Source organism: Streptomyces sp. NPDC002580, from assembly GCF_042889485.1.
GTDB lineage: Bacteria > Actinomycetota > Actinomycetes > Streptomycetales > Streptomycetaceae > Streptomyces.
Genome location: NZ_JBIAQZ010000029.1, coordinates 1 through 16,509, shown reverse-complemented (window position 1 = coordinate 16,509; position 16,509 = coordinate 1). Strand labels below are relative to the sequence as shown.

Here is a 16,509-nt window from a genome sequence, read left to right as displayed (position 1 = left end):
GTGCGAGGGCTGCGGTACTGAACATGATCGTGATCTCAACGCGTCGCGTGTGATCCTCGCCGCCGGGCAGGCGGAGAGGCTAAACGCCCCTGGAGAGCCGGTCAGCCCTGGCGCGGAAAACCCGTGTCAGGCACGGCCCGTTGAACGGGGAACCCACCCGAAGGCCCAGCCGGTCACCACCGGCAGCCAGGCGGGAACCCCCGCCCTTTAGGGCGGGGAGGATGTCAATTTCGCCCTCCCGTGCCCCCTCCACGAACCCCGGAGTTCGTGTCAGTAGGCTCCGGAGCATGACCACACCTCGGACGAGCCCCGATACAGCCGATCGCCAGGCCGCGCTGTGGGGGGTCTCCTTGGCTTCACTGGGCGTCTTCCTCGTCACCTGGGCGCTGTGTTGGATGCACGCCTTCGTCATCAACGACGACCTGCCGAACGTCTGCGGCGACCTGCGCCGACAGAGCTTTCCCCCCGAGGTGGCTTGTGTGTCGGCGGACGGGTCGATCAGCGGTGCGAACGCCGGCTGGATCGAGGCTCTGTTCTTCGGCTCGCTTGTGGTGTTCGCGCTGCTCACCTGCATGCTGCTGGCGCTTGAACGCGTCCGCAGGAAGTAGCGCGTACGCCTCGGACAGCGCCCGCGTGAAACAACTCGAGGCATGACACCGGCAGGTGGGCGGGGCGCAGGCGGCGGGTCAGCCGAGTACGAGCAGCACTGCGAGGGCCACGAGCAGCGAGTCGATCCGGTCCAGCAGACCGCCGGATCCGGGCAGCCAGCCGCCCGCGTCTTTCACTCCCGCGCCTCGCTTGACCATGGACTCCAGCAGATCCCCGGCGGGGCCGCCGACCGCCACCGCGACGGCCGTCGCCGGGCTCAGCGCCGACAGGGCGAACAGCGCGCCGGTCCCGGCCGCCGCTCCGGCCAGGGTGCCGCTCCACCGCTTGGCCGGGGACAGCGGCGACAGGCGCGGTCCGCCCAGTGCCCGCCCGGCGAAGTAGGCCGTGATGTCGGCGACCGAGACGGCGACGAACAGTGCGAGCGCGGTCGCCCCGAGCGGCACCAGCGCGGCCAGCACGCCCAGCCAGACCAGCCCGAGGAGGCCCGCCGTCAGCCGCCGCAGGCCGTGTTCGGCGTCGCCCGACAGCAGCGGCACCGCGCCCACCGCGAGCGCCCCGGCGGCCGCCGCGCGGAACACGTCTCCGGGCGCCAGCCACGCGGTCAGCACCGCGCCGGTCACCGCCACGGCCAGCACGGCACGGTCCGTGCGGCCCAGCCGCATCAGCCCGCCGTACTCCACGGCCGCGATCACCCCGGCCGCGGCGGCGACGGCCGCGGTGCCCGGGCCGCCCAGCCAGAACGCGCCGGTGATCAGGGGCACCCCGACCGCCCAGGCGCACCACCGGATCATCAGTTCGCGGCGTCGGGAGGCCGCCGCCACTATCCCGCCGAGGACCAGCGTCCCTCCCAGCCAGGGGATCAGCGAGGTCACTGTGATCACCGGGCGGCACCGACGACGGAACCGGCGGGCCGCGGGCGGAGCGTGTCCAGGGCGGCACGGCAGGCGGCCGTGATCCGCGCGTTCTCCTCGGTGTCACGGACGGCGACACGCACCACGCGACCCTGGTACGCCGTCGACAGGGGCGACAGGTCGCGCAGGTACACGTCGTGGCGTCGGCACTCGGCCACCAGTCGCGCGGCGCTCGGCCCGCCGGGCGGCAGGGTCAGGGTGAGGAAGTTCGCCACGGACTCCTCGACGGTCACCGACTCGTCCAACCCGGCCAGGCCCGCGGCCAGGTCGCGCCGCAGTACGTGGGTGCGCAGCCAGGCTTCCCGGTAGTACGCCGGATCGCGCAACGCCGCCACCGCCGCCAACTGGGCGGGGAGGCTGACCGGCCACGGCGGCGTCCAGCGGCGCAGCTGTGCCGCCGTCGCGGGCTCGGCCACGAGATACGCGGCGCGCACGCCGGACAGCGCGTACATCTTCGACATCGAGGTGCACACGGCCACCCGCGGATGGGTCGCGGCGAGACCGGCGAGCGATTCGGCCGGATCGTGGTAGCCCAGGTACGCCTCGTCGATCCACCAGCGGGTGCGGGCCGGGGCCGCGGCGATCACCTGGCGCAGTACGGCGGCCGGGGTGTGAACACCGGTCGGGTTGTTCGGGTTGACCACGACCACGAGGTCGTAGCCGCCGGAGGCGACGACGGCGGACAGCCGGTCCGGGTCGAGCCGCCAGCGGTCCTCGGCACGCAGCCGGAACCGGTCCGTCCGGCAGCCGATGACGCGCTCGGTGACGTGGGCGTACTCGCCGTACCCCGGGTCGACGAGCAGTACCCGGCTGTACGGCGTCAGCCACCGGCCGAACGCCCGGAAGATCAGGTCGGACGAGCCCGCGCCGACCACGAGCGTGGCCTCGGGCAGCGCCCGGACCGCGGCGATCTCCGCCACCAGTCCCTCCGCACCGGAGGGCGGCGAGGTCCGGGCGGCCCAGCCGGGGTCCTCCGCCAAGGCCACCCGCACCCCGGGAGCGGGCGGGAACCACGCGTCCAGTACGTCGGCCGCGACCACTTGGTGGCGCCGGTGCAGGTCGCGGAAGTCCGGGCCGATCGCGGTGAACGAGGCACCCCCGTGCTCGCAGCCGTCCGGCCGCGGCGCGAAGGACACGTCCAGCCGCCAGTCCACGGCGGCCTCCAGACGGTCCAGGGCGGGGCGGTGACGGTCGCGGGCGAGCCTGGTGAGTTCGGTGACGTCGCCGGTCATCACCTCGAAGACCACCGCCCCGCTGCGGATGGTCCGCCCGGCCGGCCGCAGTCCGGCGGCCCGGTACATGTCGAGCAGGTCGCTGCGTCCCATCGCCACCAACCGGCGGCCGCCGCGGGCGGCGATCCAGCGCAGCGCCGCGTACATCAGCAGCGGCGCCGCCGCGGTGGACCGCCAGCGCGGCTCGACGGTGAGGAGACGCACCTCGAAGAGGCCCTCGAGGTCGCCGTCGGTCAGGAGCGGCAGTTCTCCGTCGCCGAGGTACTTGTCCAGGCCGTACCGGCCGAGCCAGGGCGGGGTGAGGCTGACGAAGCCGACGCGGGTCGCGCCGTGCGCCGCGACCAGGTAGACGTTCTCGCCGTCCAGCCCGTCGCGCAGCCGTCCGGCGGGGACGGGGGCGTGCTGGCCGAGTTCCTCCGCGTACACGCGGTGGCGCAGTTCGTGGATCCATTCAGCATCCTCCGCGGTGGCGGCGCGCAGCTGCAGATCACGACCCATGGGTACCTCTTCCGGCTCTCGCGGCTCTTTCGCCACGGGGGGCTCCATAGTCGGAAACCAGCAGGTACACGCGTCAGAGCGCGGCCACCCAGTCCGCCTGAGTACGCGTACTCAGGCGGGAACGCACCTGCCTGAGGGATGGGACGACAGCTGAATTCTCTTGAATTCAGGCCTCGTTGGCCCTTGGAGGACGAGGCTGTCGCCGTAAGCCACATCGTGAAGTGCTGGTAGTGACCTGTCCGCCCGCCTGTCCGACACGGCGAGTTCGCCGCCGCGGCGATGCACTTCTTCGGCGGCACCACACTCACCGCGGAAGAACTGGCCGAGTTCGGCGAGGAGTACATCGCGCTCCTTTCCCGCCGGCATCGAGAACCCGGTCAGGCCGCTCCAGGAAGTCGGCCCATCTCGGTGGTGTTCCACGCCTCCCCACTCCGGATCGCCGGGACGCGTCGTGACCGCCCCGATCGCACAGGAAGCCCAAGAGGCCCAGGAGCGGCCCTCGTTGTGGCGCAACCGCGAGTTCGTCGCCCTGTGGAGCGGTCAGGTGGTCTCGACCCCGGGGGCCCAGATCAGCGCGACGGCGATGCCGCTGTTCGCCCTCACGCCAAGTCCCCTGCTGCTCGGGGCCATCGGTGCACGCTGCGCGTTCGTCGGACCGCTGTAGAACGTCGTGATCATCACCTGCACCACGGTCCTGGTCCCCGACGAGCTGCTGGGACGCGTCACCAGCGCGGCGTTGACCCTGTCCTGGGGGGCCATGCCTCTGGCCTCTCTCGGAGCCGGCTGCCTGCTCACCTCTCTCTCGGACCGGTCGCTGCCGTATTCGTGCCGGCCGTCGTGATGCTCACAGCTGCGATCTTCGGCACCGTCAGCCCGGCCGTCCGCCATGCCCCACCACTCCCCGCCTGGACGGACGACGGACAACCGGCCCGTTGAACGGTCGGCCAGGTCCGCAGACGTCGACGATCGAGCAGCCGGGCGGGGCCCCGACCGCACTCGTCGGCCTGGCCCCGTGCACTTCTCGGGGACATCTCCCTTCTCGTGGACGGCCGTTCTCCGCCCTCCCGCTCCCGGAAGCAGGCCTCACCATCGCACCGAGGTCCTCGAGCTCGTACACACGGTTCACCTCGTCGACTCCCCCGGCGCCCGGTCCAGGATCTGCAGGTCCGATCCTGGACCGGCCGCCTCCGCACGGGCAGCACGGCGGGTCAGGGCGAGCTGCGGCGAGTCGGCGATGATCGTCGTGCTGGCGGCGTCGGCCGTCGTCGGAGCAGTCGTCACACCACGTTCACCGGATGCCGCACCACCGCGTCGAACAGATAGCCCTGTGTGTTGGGCACGGAGACGTCCGGCTGGGTGCGGCCGGCCCGGTCGGTGGCGCGTGCCAACAGGTGGGTGGCGCCGGGCGCGCCGGGCAGCCAATCGGCGGACCAGCGGGTCCAGGTACCGGCGCGGGGCCGGTCGTGCAGGCGGGCGGGCCGCCAGTTCGCCCCTCCGTCGGTGCTGACGTCGACCCGGGCGACGGCACCCGCACCCGACCACGACCGTCCGCTCAGGACGTATCTGCGGCCCGCGCTGAACGTGGCCCCGCCTGACAGCTCGAAGGCGCTCTTGATGGCCTGCCGGGTGATCGGCGCGCTGCCGCCGTCCGGATGGGAAGGGCCGAACAGCCGGTAGAAGGTGGTGTTCCAGGGCGAGAAGAGCGGCTGTGCGGACACCTCGATGTCTCCGACCCACTTGATCGACGCGATCCCCACCCAGGAGGGGACCAGCACCCGCACCGGATGTCCGTGGTCGTACGGCAGTCGCTCACCGTTCATCTCGTACGCGAGCAGAACGTCGTCCAGCGCCTTGGACAACGGCAGCGGACGGCGCACCCGGCCCAGGCTCTCGCCGCCGCTGACGTACTCGGCGTCCAGGCCGCGCGGCTGCACGTCCACGGCGTGCGGGGACAGCCCGGCCCTGCGCAGCACGTCGGCGAGGCGCACCCCGCGCCAGCGTGCGACGCCGATCGCTCCCAGGGTCCACGTGGTGCCGGTGACCGTCTCGCCCTGCTGAGCCGTGTAGTAGGAGCGGCCGTTTCCGGCGCACTCGACGAAGGCGGTACGGGTCACGGACGGCATGGCTCGCAGATCGTCGTAGCCGAACTCCACCGGCCGATCCTCGCCGGGCGTGCCGCGCAGCCCGCTTCCCCAGAGCCGGAGCCGCCAGTCGTCCGCTGCCAGGACGGGAGTGGACGTGTGGTTGCGCACGAAGAACAGCTCGTTGGGAGTGTGATGGCCGGTGCCGCGCAGCGCCTCCCAACGGGTCTCGGCATTGGTGCCACGTTCGATGAACCACTCGGGGGGCAGGGCCTTGACGATCGACCCGCCGACGGCGTGGGCGGGCCGCGTCGACCCGATGGCGGTCCCGGCCGCGGTGGCGGCGAGGAGAGTGAGCAGCCGACGGCGGGACACCCCGTCGGCTCTGGCGTCACCGGCGAGCCACTGGCGCAGCCTGCGACGGTCGTAGTCGGCTTCGTGGCGGTGCCCGGCGGAGGCGGACGAAGACATGGCGGATCCTCTTCATGAGGGGGCGAGAAGCACAGGAAGGATCGGCTCGGCCCGGGACAAGGACACCTGTGGATGAGGCCGACACACGAGTGGCCGGCCTGTTCGGGAGGGCCGTGGGCGGAGACGGGAGGAGGCGCGTGGTCAGACGGTCGTCCGACACAGCGCGGCAGCCACCCGGACGAGGTCCACGGCGCGGCGGCGGGTCAGAGGAACCGGCAACGGCATGGCGGGATGCAAACACGGCTGGCGGAGGGTGTCAACGGTGCCTGCGCGCACAGGTCGCCTCCTGCTTCCTCCACGCGGCTGGGCCGCCACCGCCAGGTCGTCGAGGGAACGGTGTCCCGGCCGGTCCACGCCCGCACCGCCGCTGCGCGCGCAGAACGCCGAGCTCCTCCTCGCCCTCTTTGGAGTCGGCGCAACCCTCATCCGCCTTCAACGCCTGGTCAACTGAAACGACGTCAGCCGTTCGCGCTGCTCCTCGTGCGGAAGCGCCATTGCAAGTCGCGTACCTGCTCCGCCAGTTCAGGAACCGGACCGGCTACGTCCAGCCCGGGGACGACATCCTGGATGGACAGCGGACTCAGGGGCGAGGTGACGGGCACGCCCCACTCGGCCTTCCAGTCCCGAGCCTGCTGGGACGAGCTCGCGTACACGATGCGACCCAGCCCGACCCATCCGTGCGCGGCCGCGCACATCGGGCAGTGCTCACCCGAGGTGTACACGGTCGACGTGATGCGCTCCTCGGGGCTCAGGTGGGTCGCGGCCCAGCGGGCGAGTTCGAACTCGGGGTGCCGGGTCGGGTCGCCTGTGCTGGACTCGCGGTTGCGCTCCTCGGCCCGGATCTCGCCGTCCGCGTCGACGAGTACGGAGCCGAACGGCCCGTCGCCCGCATCCACCGCTTCGGCCGCGAGTTCGACGCAGCGGCGCAGATAGGGCAGTTCGGCCTCACTGACGGTGCCGGTACGACCGGCACCGCTCTCGGGAAGGTCATGGTCGTCGCGGGACACTGTCACTCCGTTCCTGAAGGCTGTCCATCAGCGTCGGCGACTCTATGACGTCATCGCGGGTTCCGTCGGTCAGCGGCACCGCGAGGAGGCACCTTGGGCATCGGTCAGGACCCGGTTTCCGCTGCCCGGCCCCACGCGGTCGACCGGGCCGGGTCCGCTTCTCACTGGGTCGTCGACCTTCCCCGGGCAGATGTGCTCACCTCGCCCGCACCTCCTCCCGACCGCTGCAACGCCTTCACCTTCGCCTTCGACGAGTTCGGCCCGCCGGGATTGCGGCCCATCGGCGGCAGTCGCAGGGAGCCGTCATCACGCCGTAGGGCGAGCTCACTCAACCCCGGGTCGACCGCGACCAGGGCATACCGCACACCGCCGACCACGCGTTCCGCGAAAGGGGGTGCCTGCCACACCCCGTGGTACGGACAGGAAACGCATCCGGCCAAGAGTGCGGCAATTCCAGCAGTTCATGCCGAGAACGTAACCCGCCCCGCTGACACTTCACGAAGCGAGGCCATTGGGCGGGCCCTCGAGGACCGCATGCACCGCATGGAAGGCTCCTGGTCGACGAGGAGGCGGCCGCCGGCGCGTCGGTGAGCGCGGTGGCCGACGCCTGAACGGCCTCGCGGTGCACTCACCGGGCAGGCCAGGGAAGTGCGGGAATGAGGACATCTTCCGTCCTAGACGGCTCCTACGGTCGCCCCATGACCACTTCACCGCAGGAACCGGTTTCACTCCTTCCGGACGAGCGCAGCGAGCTGCTCCAGGCGCTCGCCGAACAGAGGGCGTTGCTGCTGATCACCGTGCGCGACATCACCGATGCCCAGGCCGCACAGCGCACCACGCTGAGTGAACTCACCCTGGGCGGGATCGTCCGGCACCTCACCCGGGGTGAGGAGGTGTGGATGCAGATCATGGTCGAGGGAGACGGTGAGCTGCCGGAGGGCATGCTCAACCTGGAGCAGTACCGGATGGCCGAGGACGAGACCCTCGCCGGGCTGTTGGAGCAGTACGCCACTGCCGCGCGGACGACCGAGGAGTCCGTGATCGCCCTGCCGGATCTCGGCCGGTGCGTACCGCTCCCGAGAACTCCGTGGTCCCCGCCGGAGACCGTCTACTGGTCCGCTCGCCGGATCCTGTTGCACCTGATCAGGGAGACAGCACAGCACGCAGGACATGCGGACATCATCCGGGAAGCACTCGACGGGGCCAGCACCACCGCCCGACGGTGATCCTCAAGCAATGGTGCCTTGTCCCGGGGCAGGTGCGGACACCCCGCCACGCCGACGCCGTACGGTGAGGTACTCGGAGCCTCCGCCAACTTGAAGACGCAGGTCAAAAGGCTGGTGTGACTGGCTCTCGGGGTGCTCACGCTGGTCGTGGGCGGCTGTCTGAGGAGTAGATCGTCTGTCTGCTCTCTTCAGCACTCCGGGCATGTCCCTGAAGGTGCCTGGGATCTCAGCGGGTGCTTCCCGGACTTCGACGGCGGTCGTGTGGAAGTCTCAGCGGCCGAGGCCGGACAGCCCGTCACCCAGGACGCTTGCGCCCAGGAGGAGCAGCACGATCACCGTGATCACGGTGCTGTTGGTGACCATGAACTGTCTGACGCTGTCTAGGAACGACGCGGCGCGCTGTCCTCCGGCGAGATGGATGCCGACGGCTCCCAGCACCGTGCAGGAGGCAATGAGTACGAAGACGGCGACTGCCGCGGCGAGGCCGACGTCGTGGGCGCCGGCCTCGACGATCGAGGCGGCGGCCGACGCTGTCAGGACGAGGTTTTTGGGGTTGGCGCCCGACAGCAGCGCCCCGAGGAGTAGCGCCCGTCCGGCCGTGGCGTCGTCGAGCGAGGCCATCCAGCGGGGTGCCTCTGCCTGCTCACCGGCGCACGGGCGCTTCCACCACTTGCGTACCCCCAGCACGATGAGGGCTGCTCCGGCCAGTACCCGTCCCCAGTCCGCGATCGCCGATGACGTGCTGTCGGGGTCGTCGGCCCCGCCGAAGAGCACCGCGACGAGCGTCGCCGCGATCGCGAGGCCGGTGATCCACCCGGCCGCGAACAGCAGGCCGTTACGGCGGCCCTGCGAGCCGGAAAGGATCAGGACAATTCCGATGAGCGGGAAGGGACTGAGCGCGACCGCCAACGCAGCAGGCAGCATGGCCCCCATTGCCTGGCTGAGCAACCGATCCCCTTCCACGTCATGCGATCGGAGCGACGGATCAACGTTCCCCTTCAACGGCCACACCGGGCTGCCGCGCGAACAGCTCAACCTCCGATATCCACGGCGTGACCAGTATCTTTCGCTGACAGCATCCCGATGCTGCCCTAGCAGGCGCCCTGGTGCCTTCCGAACTCGCCGACGTCACCCATCTGCGGAACGGTCGCCCCGCAGCCCCGTCGACAAGAGCCCTCACAGTTGCTCGCTGACGCCACCTGGAAAGACGAACAGCATCTCCGTCAGCGACTGATCTCAAGGTTCGTCAGAACGAGCAAGGCGCGCAGGAGGTGGGTGGCGCGGGCCGGGTCGGTGCGGAGCTTGGCAAGAACCCGCCAGTTTTTGAGGTGGGCGAAGCCGTGTTCGACCGGGGCGCGTCCGACGGCGAGGACGCGGTTTGCGGTCTTTTCGCCGGGGGTGAGCTTGTGGGTGCGGCTGGCGTGGAAGCCGGTGACGACCACGGGATCACACACGTCGTTGTCCAGGCCGCGGAAGCCGAGATCCGCGAGGGCACCGAGACCGGCGGCGCGCAGGTGGGCCAGGACGTGGTCGTAGCGGGCAGCGGTGATGTCATGCGTGCGGCCGGGCCGGGCAGAGGATATCCAGATCACCCGGCCTCTCTCGTCGGTCAGGGCGAGGAAGTGCAGGCGTCGGCCAGACGCTGGTCGTGACGCAGCACAGCCAGAACGATCACCGCGATCCGTCCGGGCGGAAGGATCCGCCACCTGGACTGTATCGCCTTCAGATGGCGTCGCAGCAGGTCGGCGAGGTGGTTGACGGTCCGCGTGGACAGCGGCAGACGGCACTGGTACACAAGCGAGCAGGTGTCCTCGGCGCGTTCTTTGGCTTTCGTCACACAAATCCAACGGCCGCCGGGGGCACCCCGGTTACGCCCGCGCCTCCCGACTCGGGGCGTCGGGGATGCCCGGTCACAGGCGGGTGGTGAACCGGCCGTCGGGAAGTTCCGCAGCCGGCCGCGATCAACGAGTCTGACCAGCCTCCCGCGCAGCGGTTCCAGCTTGGCCCGACCGCTGACGTCCACTCCCAGCATCTCGCCGACCTGCCGAGCCATGACCGGCCCCGCGGCCTGCCGCACCGCGGCAAGGATGCGTTGGCAGTCCGGCGGGAGCATGGTCTCCTCCACATCCGGCGTACGGTGCGGGATCAGCATCACCACCCGGGCGCCCACCTGCCCGGGTGCTGGCGCGGCTGAGGCACGTTCGTCGGCGAGCTGGTCGCTCACACGCTCAAGGACACGTTCGGCGACGGCGAGTTCGTCCCGCTCGGCCCGCACCTCTGCCAGCTGCTTGGCCAGCTGTTCTTCGAGTTCGTCCAGTTCCGCGCGCCGCGCGGTGATCCGTTCCAGCAGCTCGGGATCCCTGCACCGGATCGTAGAAGGCCGACCGACCCGAGCGAGCAGAAACCAGGGAGCCGTCCGGCCCCGTCAGACGATCTACTCCTCAGACAGCCGCCCACGACCAGCGCGAGCACCCCAACAGTCGAACACACCAGGTGCTTTGACCTGCGACTCCAGGTTGGCGGAGGCTCTCGGAGGAGCCACCCCGGCGCATGGCGGGGAGAGGAGGGGCGCACTCGTGGCTGGGGACGGATCGCGGGGTGTCATGGGGAACGGCTTCGACGACGACCACGGAGCGCGGTTGCCGGCGCGGTTGAGGGACATCGATCCGCAGCCGCGAGCCGACATGGTGCGGGTGCTGGAGGAGACCGCGCGGCATCTGACCGAAGTGTGGCGCCGTCGGCGGGGCGTGCCGATGCTGATGGTGTACTGCGACGGGCCGCGCGCTGTGCGGGTGGAGCGGATCGGTATGCGTGAGTTGTCGGCGTACGGCTACTCCGACGAGTTCCACCGCTGGCACGGCATCCCGGCCCATGAATGGGCTCAGGAACACGGCTGCGCCGCTCTGGTGCACGGCAACCGTGTCCACGCCAGGTTCAACCGGATCGGCCCGATCGGCTCCCCGCGCTTCGCTCCGGACACTTTCGCGACGGTGGGGCTCGCCCACCGGGACGTACGCCATGTCCCCGCCGTCTCGCTCCCGTTCACCGTGCACGGCCGCGTCGCCCCGCGCCTGGTGTTCCCGTCACGTTTGTACGACGCCCTGGCTCGGGCCCGCGAGGCGTGAACGCGCCTGGCCCCCGACCGGCGTGGGGCACCTGAGGTCAACCACCCCCGGTCACGGCCGAGGAGATCGCACGCGAGTCGAGCGGAGCGGCCCTGTTCACGGTCGGCCGGGCCGCAGTCACGGCCGGTCCTGGCCTCCACCGCCACGAGGTCATCAGTGGGCGTCCATACGCATGGTGTGCCCCAACTCGGCTTGTCCCAGGCCATGTTGACCGTCAAGGGCGCTCCGGCCACTCCCTCGGCACTTCATCTGCGGAACCGGCGCCTCGACCATTGCTTGACAGGTGTGTGCCTGCTCAACTGACCGAATGTTGATCAACGTGATTCTCCGCGTCCTGCCGTTCTGGATCCGCGAGCCCTTGCTGATCGCCGTCAGCCTCTTCTTCGCCGGCCTGGCTCTCTACTGGTTCGCCATGGCCGGAGAGTGGCAGCGAGCCGCGTTCGGGATCGCGTTCCTCGCGGTCGCGGTCCTGCGGGGCTTCATTCTGCGCCGCGAGTGGAGAGCCCGGCCAAGAGCCGACCGGGCCGGATGATGCCACGCCGCCGGTCTGCCCGGGCTGCGCGCAAAGCGGCTCCGTCCTGCGGGCGTTCACCACCTCGCATGTCCGGCAACTGCCGCCGCAGGAGGTTGAGTTCAACCACCCGTGGCCTTCGGCGGCTCGGACTGAAAACGGTCTGGTCCGCCGTTCTCCGTACGCGGTTTCCTGCTCGGGTGTTTGACGCGGTGGGGTCCGGCGGCGGTGCGGGTGTCGGCGTAGGTCCAGATGTCGGCTCGCCGGTACCAGCGGCGCAGGCGGCCGCTCGGGAGCTGGTCCTGCCGCACGGGGCGGGGCCAGCCGCGGGGCATGCGGGTGGGATGGTGGGCGAGGCTGGCGGGCGTGACGCCCAGGACGTGTGCGGCTTGGGCGAGGGTGAGGAGGTCCTCGGGGTCCCCGGCACGGTCGGGGTGGATCTCGCGCCGTTGGGTGCGCCGTTTGTGACCGGCATACCAGGCTTCCCATTCGCCGAGGTCCCAGTACATGACACGGTTGAGGGTTTTGACGGGGTCGGGGTGGCCGTTGTCCTCGCGCAGCGCCCACAGGCGTTCGAGGGTGCTGCGGGCCAGACCGTGGCGGTCCTCGATGGCGGCGCGCGTGGTGAGGTTGTCCGTGTTCTGGCGTCGCTGGTACCACTGGTCCCATTCGGCTGCGTCCCAGGCCAGTTCACGGCCGAGGGTGCCGATCGCTTCGGGGTGGCCGGTCCAGCGTCGGAGGCGGTACCACCCCTCCAGCACGGAAAGAGCCATGCCGTACCTCGCCATCAGATCCCGGCGGGTGCGGACCTCACGGCCGTCGAGCGTGGTCACGGAGCCCTCCTGTCCGTCGACGAGGCGCGGCACGAGCGCCTCGCCGCCGCACCGGGCAACTCACGCCCGGCACGGCGTCGCATCCAGGATGCCCGTATCTCCTTCTGGAATGGGGCTGTTGACGTCCCTTTGGGCCCGGGAAGCAGGGTCGGCGGACCACCGGCGCCCCGCCGTCGGCCACCCTCACCGCCACCGCCACCGACGGGGAGGCCCACAGGGACAGGGGACGGTCCGGTCCCGCCCGGCGCGCCCCGCATGCCTACCGGCGACGCCCGCAAAGCCCCGCCCTGACGGCCCGACCCGACGGCAACGATCTCCGTACGGATGCATCGACAGCCCCTTCCCCGTCCCCGGCGTTCGCCCACCCGTTGCTTCTGCCGTCGCCCCCTCGAGAAAATCATTCAGTGCGCACACTCGTCGGTCTGCTGCGCAGAGCCGCCTCACCGGTGTCGCGGCGGCCCGCACGTCTGGGTCGGCCGAGGACGACTCCGGCCAGGACCAGGACCAGGCCGCCCAGTTGCTGGACGGTCAGCACCTCCTTCGCGACCACTGTGCCGAGCAGTACGCCGGTGACGGGGTTGAGCAGCCCTATCAGGCCGACAGTCCCTGTGGGCAGGTGCCGCAACCCGGTGAACCAGGCGGCGAAGGCCAGCGCGGTGGCGATCAGCGTGACGTAGCCGAACGCGAGGAGCGTCTGCCCGGAGAGCGCGGGCGGACGGCCCTCCACCGCCGCGGCGACCGGCAGCAGGAACAGACCTCCGGCGGTGAGCTGCCAGGCGGTCGAGGCGAGTACGTCGCCACCGGCGTTCCACCGCTTGGCCAGGATGTACCCGAAGGACGACACCAGCATCGCGGCGGCCGAGGCGAGGACACCGGGCACGCTCACCGCGTCCACCCCGGAGAGCAGCATGAGACAGACCCCGCCGAGTCCGATCACGGCGCCGGTCAGATGGGCGCTCCGGGGGCGCTCGGACACCAGGGGCCAGGCGATGAGCATCATCGTCAGCGGGGACACCGCCATGACGGTCGAGGCCACGCTCGTCGGAAGCAGCTGGGACGCGACGTACACGAGTACGAAGAACACGCTCATGTTGAGCAGCCCCAGCACGGCCGACCGCCACCACCACGCACCGCGCGGCAGCCGCCTGCACAGGGCGAGCAGGACGAGGCCGGCGGGCAGCGCCCGCAGGGCGGCTCCGTACAGCGGCCGGTCGACCGGCAGGAACTCGTGCGTCACGAAGTAGTTGGTGCCCCAGGCGACCGGCGCGAACGCGGTCAGGACCACCCAGCGTATATTAGCTTCCATGGAAGCTAATATACCTTCCCAGGAAGGTATCATGGGGTGATGGAGCACGGTGAACCTCTGGACCGCGTGGCCCACATCCAGGCGGAGTGGCGCCGCGAGCGCCCCGACGTCGACACGACCCCACAAGGAGTGATCGGCCGATTGCACCGCCTGGCCGCCCGGCTCAGCGAGGAGCTGTGCATCGTCTACGCCCGTTACGGCCTCAGCGAGGGCGAGTTCGACGTCCTGTGCGCCCTGCGCCGCGCCGGTGAGCCCTACGAACGTGCGCCCGGTGAACTCGCCGCCCACACCATGGTCACCACCGGCGCGATGACCAAGAGGATCGACCGTCTGGAGCAGGCCGGACTCGTGACGCGCCGCCGCCGCGACAGCGACCAGCGCGGCCGGATCGTCGCCCTCACCACAGCCGGACGCGAACTGATCGACCAGGCGTTCACCGACCACATGCGCAACGAGCGCCGCCTGCTGGACCTGCTTCCGCCGACCGAGGCCGCGTCGCTGGAGACACTGCTCACCGCCTGGCTCTCCCACGTGGAACATCCGCGCCCTCGCGGCGGGGAGTGACCCGGTGGTCCCGCCGTCGCCACGGCCATCGCCCGCCCCTCCCGACGTCTCCGCCGGCCTGGCATGGCGCGCGAACCGGCTCCGAGCCCTCGAAGGCCGACCACTGGCAACACCTCGGCGCGGCGGCTCCAGCGGAGGTTCGCTCCTCCGGCGGCGCAGATCCGCCGGTCGGACCGCTTCCCGCGCACCGTCGACCACCCGGCAGAACTTTCCGTCGCCTCGGTAGTTTGATCGGCCTCGGAAGGACTCCCGGAACAGACCACTGTGCCCGTGTGCCATGGTCGGCCGGGCCGGCCGACCACGACACACAGCCCGGGCGGTGCGCTCCCACGTGCCTCGGCTGTCGAGTGCGTCGGCGGTCCGGGCAACAGCCGACGCGCCCGGCAGATCAGGAAGCCGCGGCCGTGAAGATGGCGAGGAGTTCCTGGGCACGCCTTCGGAACTCGATGTCGTGGTCGATGATGTGGCTTTCGATTCCGGAGCGGACGACACGGGCGTCGCCGTCCGCCAGAACCGTGAGTCGGCGTAGGTGCTCGCCGGTCAACGCGTCGGGGCCGAGGGCTTCCAGGGCGTCGATGGCACCCGCCGGATCGGCATCCGCTTCGGCGGACCACAAGGCGGCCGCGGCAAGAGCCGTGCGATCCAGCGCATCGGGGTCCGCCACGACCGCGAGGGCCGCCACCGCGGCCGGTGCCGACGCCGGATCGCCCACTGCGGCTTCCAGGCGGGCGCCGAGCGACCGCGCGGCGGGGCCGAGGAGGGCCGTCGTACGCACGGCCCGCGCCACTGACCACCGGGACCAAGGGCTTCGTTCGGCGCGGGCGAAGACCGATTCCAGAACGGCGACCGCTTCGTCCGCCTCCCCCGTGACGTGCCACAGAGCCTGCGCGAGTTGCGTGTCGTCGTCCAGCGCGGGCGTGGTGTCGTCGTCGGAGCGGCTGAGCGCCTCACGCAGGGCAGGAGCCAGCGTTGCTCCCCGCGGACCGAGCGGACCAGCCGTCCTGGCCGCCTCTCTGAGCCGACCGCCACCCCGCCGGAGTTCCTGTTCGAGGCAGTGCAGAAGGGGCTCGGTCTCACCGACGAGGTCGTACAGGGCCTTCGCCGCGGGGAGAACTCCTTGTTCGGCCCGCGCCCGCAGCGAGTCGACGGCCCGAGCGCGGTCCTCCGGGGCGCAGCCGGCGGCTACGGACGCGATGGCCCGGGCGGCCTGGTCGGGCAAGCGCTGGAGCGCCGCGCACAGCACGGGCAACGTCGGCACCGCCTGGGCACCCCACCCCGCCAGCAGATTCGCCAGGTACTGCGGTTCGTTGCCTCTCAGGTCCTCGGGCCCGGCGAGGCGGTCCCGGACCGCGTCGAGCAGTTCGCCGTCGTACGGGAAGGCGGAGCCCTTCGGGCTTCGGAACCCGGCGGCCGCATCGAGGGCCCGCGGGCGCCGTGCGATGGCTGCGGCCAGGAGGGGGGCCGCCTGCGCCGGCGCGACGAGCACGAGCGCGGCCAGGGCCCGGTCCGCGTGATCGTCGTCCTGGTCAGGGTTCCGTCCGGCAAGCGGAGCAAGTACGTCCGCGGCCGGTGCGGCAACACTGCCCAGCCGACCCAGAAGGGACGACATGCCGACCACCGACTCTTCGTCCACCGCCGCCGCTCGCAGGTTCCGCACCAGTCGCCCCGGAGCACTGCGGGAGAGCATGCAGGCGCGATCGGCAGCCCAGACCCCTTCGGCCCGCACCTCAGCCCGGCCGTCGTGCAGGGCCGCCTCGACCAGCGCGAACGCCTTCTCACGCTCCGTGCTCCGGCCTCGGCCGAGAAGGGCCTCGACGACGGCGGTCAGCGGCTCGCCGCGCTCGAGATCGAGATCGGAGCGCAGGGGGTCGGCCGGCAGCAGGGACAGCATCGTCGCGTGCATGACCTCGGTCCGTGACTCCTCCGCCCCGTAAATGGGGTGGCTTCTCGTTACGCCGGGTTGGCGTAACGACGGACCAGCCCGGCCCGTAGAACGTTGAGTGCTCCCACTGTGTCGGCGTGCGCCGTGTGGCCGCAGCTGACGCAGTGGAACTTCTCCTGTGTGGGCCGGTTCTCCTTGGCGGTGTGCCCGCATTCGGGGCACTCACGGGAGGTGTTGCGGGGGTCCACGGCGA

The 16,509-nt window shown here is 71.0% G+C and carries 20 protein-coding genes; 7 read left to right on the top strand and 13 right to left on the bottom strand.

Annotation, left to right across the window (positions count from 1 at the left end):
- The first annotated feature begins 287 nt into the window (after positions 1–287).
- Positions 288–608 carry a hypothetical protein gene (locus tag ACFYW7_RS38775; RefSeq protein WP_389511387.1) on the top strand — a complete coding sequence of 107 codons (321 nt, stop codon included), beginning with the start codon at positions 288–290 and terminating at the stop codon, positions 606–608.
- A 78-nt stretch (positions 609–686) separates the two neighbouring features.
- Here ACFYW7_RS38775 and ACFYW7_RS38770 read toward each other — a convergent pair whose 3' ends face one another.
- Positions 687–1,490, bottom strand: a complete 804-nt coding sequence (locus tag ACFYW7_RS38770) for a phosphatidate cytidylyltransferase (protein WP_389511385.1) — start codon at positions 1,488–1,490, stop codon at positions 687–689.
- Positions 1,487–3,250: an aminotransferase class I/II-fold pyridoxal phosphate-dependent enzyme gene (locus tag ACFYW7_RS38765; protein ID WP_389511383.1), complete on the bottom strand. Its 1,764-nt coding sequence runs from the start codon at positions 3,248–3,250 to the stop codon at positions 1,487–1,489. Before ACFYW7_RS38765 ends, ACFYW7_RS38770 begins: the two co-directional genes overlap by 4 nt.
- A 451-nt stretch (positions 3,251–3,701) precedes the next feature.
- Here ACFYW7_RS38765 and ACFYW7_RS38760 point away from each other — a divergent pair, with 451 nt between their 5' ends.
- Both ACFYW7_RS38760 and ACFYW7_RS38755 read left to right on the top strand, forming a co-directional pair.
- Entirely contained in the window at positions 3,702–3,914 is a 213-nt protein-coding gene (locus ACFYW7_RS38760) for a hypothetical protein (protein ID WP_389511381.1), read from the top strand.
- A gap of 6 nt (positions 3,915–3,920) precedes the next feature.
- A complete protein-coding gene (locus ACFYW7_RS38755) occupies positions 3,921–4,091 on the top strand; it encodes a hypothetical protein (protein ID WP_389511379.1) in 171 nt (56 codons plus the stop codon).
- Positions 4,092–4,372: 281 nt separating this feature from the next.
- On the opposite strand, the gene ACFYW7_RS38750 is transcribed toward ACFYW7_RS38755, so the two are convergent.
- The 4 genes from ACFYW7_RS38750 to ACFYW7_RS38735 form a co-directional block, all read right to left on the bottom strand.
- On the bottom strand, positions 4,373–4,531 hold the full coding sequence (locus ACFYW7_RS38750; protein ID WP_389511378.1) for a hypothetical protein: 159 nt from the start codon (positions 4,529–4,531) through the stop codon (positions 4,373–4,375).
- The gene (locus ACFYW7_RS38745; protein WP_389511376.1) at positions 4,528–5,802 is read right to left on the bottom strand and encodes a sulfite oxidase; all 1,275 of its coding nucleotides are present in this window, start codon (positions 5,800–5,802) and stop codon (positions 4,528–4,530) included. The genes ACFYW7_RS38750 and ACFYW7_RS38745 overlap by 4 nt, the downstream gene beginning before the upstream one ends.
- Before the next feature lie 141 nt (positions 5,803–5,943).
- Positions 5,944–6,027 (bottom strand): putative leader peptide, encoded by an 84-nt coding sequence (locus ACFYW7_RS38740; RefSeq protein ID WP_389511391.1) that lies wholly within the window; start codon positions 6,025–6,027, stop codon positions 5,944–5,946.
- A gap of 233 nt (positions 6,028–6,260) precedes the next feature.
- On the bottom strand, positions 6,261–6,809 hold the full coding sequence (locus tag ACFYW7_RS38735) for a nucleoside deaminase (protein WP_389511389.1): 549 nt from the start codon (positions 6,807–6,809) through the stop codon (positions 6,261–6,263).
- Positions 6,810–7,507: 698 nt separating this feature from the next.
- Between ACFYW7_RS38735 and ACFYW7_RS38730 the strand changes: the two genes are divergently transcribed.
- Positions 7,508–8,035 (top strand): DinB family protein, encoded by a 528-nt coding sequence (locus ACFYW7_RS38730; protein ID WP_389511374.1) that lies wholly within the window; start codon positions 7,508–7,510, stop codon positions 8,033–8,035.
- Positions 8,036–8,305: 270 nt separating this feature from the next.
- Here the strand turns inward: ACFYW7_RS38730 and ACFYW7_RS38725 are convergent, their stop codons facing one another.
- The 3 genes from ACFYW7_RS38725 to ACFYW7_RS38715 all read right to left on the bottom strand — a co-directional run bounded on the left by ACFYW7_RS38725 (position 8,306) and on the right by ACFYW7_RS38715 (position 10,259).
- Positions 8,306–8,983: a GAP family protein gene (locus ACFYW7_RS38725; RefSeq protein ID WP_389511372.1), complete on the bottom strand. Its 678-nt coding sequence runs from the start codon at positions 8,981–8,983 to the stop codon at positions 8,306–8,308.
- 275 nt (positions 8,984–9,258) lie between these two features.
- Complete coding sequence (locus tag ACFYW7_RS38720) at positions 9,259–9,627, bottom strand: transposase family protein (protein WP_389511370.1); 369 nt, start codon at positions 9,625–9,627, stop codon at positions 9,259–9,261.
- Between the two features lie 17 nt (positions 9,628–9,644).
- Complete coding sequence (locus ACFYW7_RS38715) at positions 9,645–10,259, bottom strand: hypothetical protein (RefSeq protein WP_389511368.1); 615 nt, start codon at positions 10,257–10,259, stop codon at positions 9,645–9,647.
- A gap of 352 nt (positions 10,260–10,611) precedes the next feature.
- Between ACFYW7_RS38715 and ACFYW7_RS38710 the strand changes: the two genes are divergently transcribed.
- Positions 10,612–11,160 (top strand): hypothetical protein, encoded by a 549-nt coding sequence (locus ACFYW7_RS38710; protein ID WP_389511366.1) that lies wholly within the window; start codon positions 10,612–10,614, stop codon positions 11,158–11,160.
- Positions 11,161–11,467: 307 nt separating this feature from the next.
- On the top strand, positions 11,468–11,692 hold the full coding sequence (locus ACFYW7_RS38705) for a hypothetical protein (protein ID WP_389511364.1): 225 nt from the start codon (positions 11,468–11,470) through the stop codon (positions 11,690–11,692).
- A 101-nt stretch (positions 11,693–11,793) separates the two neighbouring features.
- Here the strand turns inward: ACFYW7_RS38705 and ACFYW7_RS38700 are convergent, their stop codons facing one another.
- Positions 11,794–12,504: a hypothetical protein gene (locus tag ACFYW7_RS38700; protein WP_389511362.1), complete on the bottom strand. Its 711-nt coding sequence runs from the start codon at positions 12,502–12,504 to the stop codon at positions 11,794–11,796.
- 397 nt (positions 12,505–12,901) lie between these two features.
- A complete protein-coding gene (locus ACFYW7_RS38695; RefSeq protein ID WP_389511360.1) occupies positions 12,902–13,810 on the bottom strand; it encodes an EamA family transporter in 909 nt (302 codons plus the stop codon).
- Between the two features lie 39 nt (positions 13,811–13,849).
- On the opposite strand from ACFYW7_RS38695, the gene ACFYW7_RS38690 reads away from it, so the two are divergent.
- On the top strand, positions 13,850–14,374 hold the full coding sequence (locus ACFYW7_RS38690) for a MarR family winged helix-turn-helix transcriptional regulator (RefSeq protein ID WP_389511358.1): 525 nt from the start codon (positions 13,850–13,852) through the stop codon (positions 14,372–14,374).
- A gap of 388 nt (positions 14,375–14,762) precedes the next feature.
- On the opposite strand, the gene ACFYW7_RS38685 is transcribed toward ACFYW7_RS38690, so the two are convergent.
- Both ACFYW7_RS38685 and ACFYW7_RS38680 read right to left on the bottom strand, forming a co-directional pair.
- Positions 14,763–16,277 carry a hypothetical protein gene (locus tag ACFYW7_RS38685; protein WP_389511356.1) on the bottom strand — a complete coding sequence of 505 codons (1,515 nt, stop codon included), beginning with the start codon at positions 16,275–16,277 and terminating at the stop codon, positions 14,763–14,765.
- 47 nt (positions 16,278–16,324) lie between these two features.
- Positions 16,325–16,509 (bottom strand): zinc ribbon domain-containing protein (locus ACFYW7_RS38680; RefSeq protein ID WP_389511353.1); only part of this gene is annotated, 185 nt, incomplete at its 5' end.

Bases quoted from the DNA above. Each gene is read 5' to 3' on its own strand.
- ACFYW7_RS38690 (WP_389511358.1), top strand. From the start codon at position 13,850: ATGGAGCACGGTGAACCTCTGGACCGCGTGGCCCACATCCAGGCGGAG.
- ACFYW7_RS38740 (WP_389511391.1), bottom strand. From the start codon at position 6,027: ATGCCGTTGCCGGTTCCTCTGACCCGCCGCCGCGCCGTGGACCTCGTC.
- ACFYW7_RS38685 (WP_389511356.1), bottom strand. From the start codon at position 16,277: ATGCACGCGACGATGCTGTCCCTGCTGCCGGCCGACCCCCTGCGCTCC.
- ACFYW7_RS38705 (WP_389511364.1), top strand. From the start codon at position 11,468: ATGTTGATCAACGTGATTCTCCGCGTCCTGCCGTTCTGGATCCGCGAG.
- ACFYW7_RS38695 (WP_389511360.1), bottom strand. From the start codon at position 13,810: ATGGAAGCTAATATACGCTGGGTGGTCCTGACCGCGTTCGCGCCGGTC.
- ACFYW7_RS38730 (WP_389511374.1), top strand. From the start codon at position 7,508: ATGACCACTTCACCGCAGGAACCGGTTTCACTCCTTCCGGACGAGCGC.
- ACFYW7_RS38765 (WP_389511383.1), bottom strand. From the start codon at position 3,250: ATGGGTCGTGATCTGCAGCTGCGCGCCGCCACCGCGGAGGATGCTGAA.
- ACFYW7_RS38775 (WP_389511387.1), top strand. From the start codon at position 288: ATGACCACACCTCGGACGAGCCCCGATACAGCCGATCGCCAGGCCGCG.
- ACFYW7_RS38745 (WP_389511376.1), bottom strand. From the start codon at position 5,802: ATGTCTTCGTCCGCCTCCGCCGGGCACCGCCACGAAGCCGACTACGAC.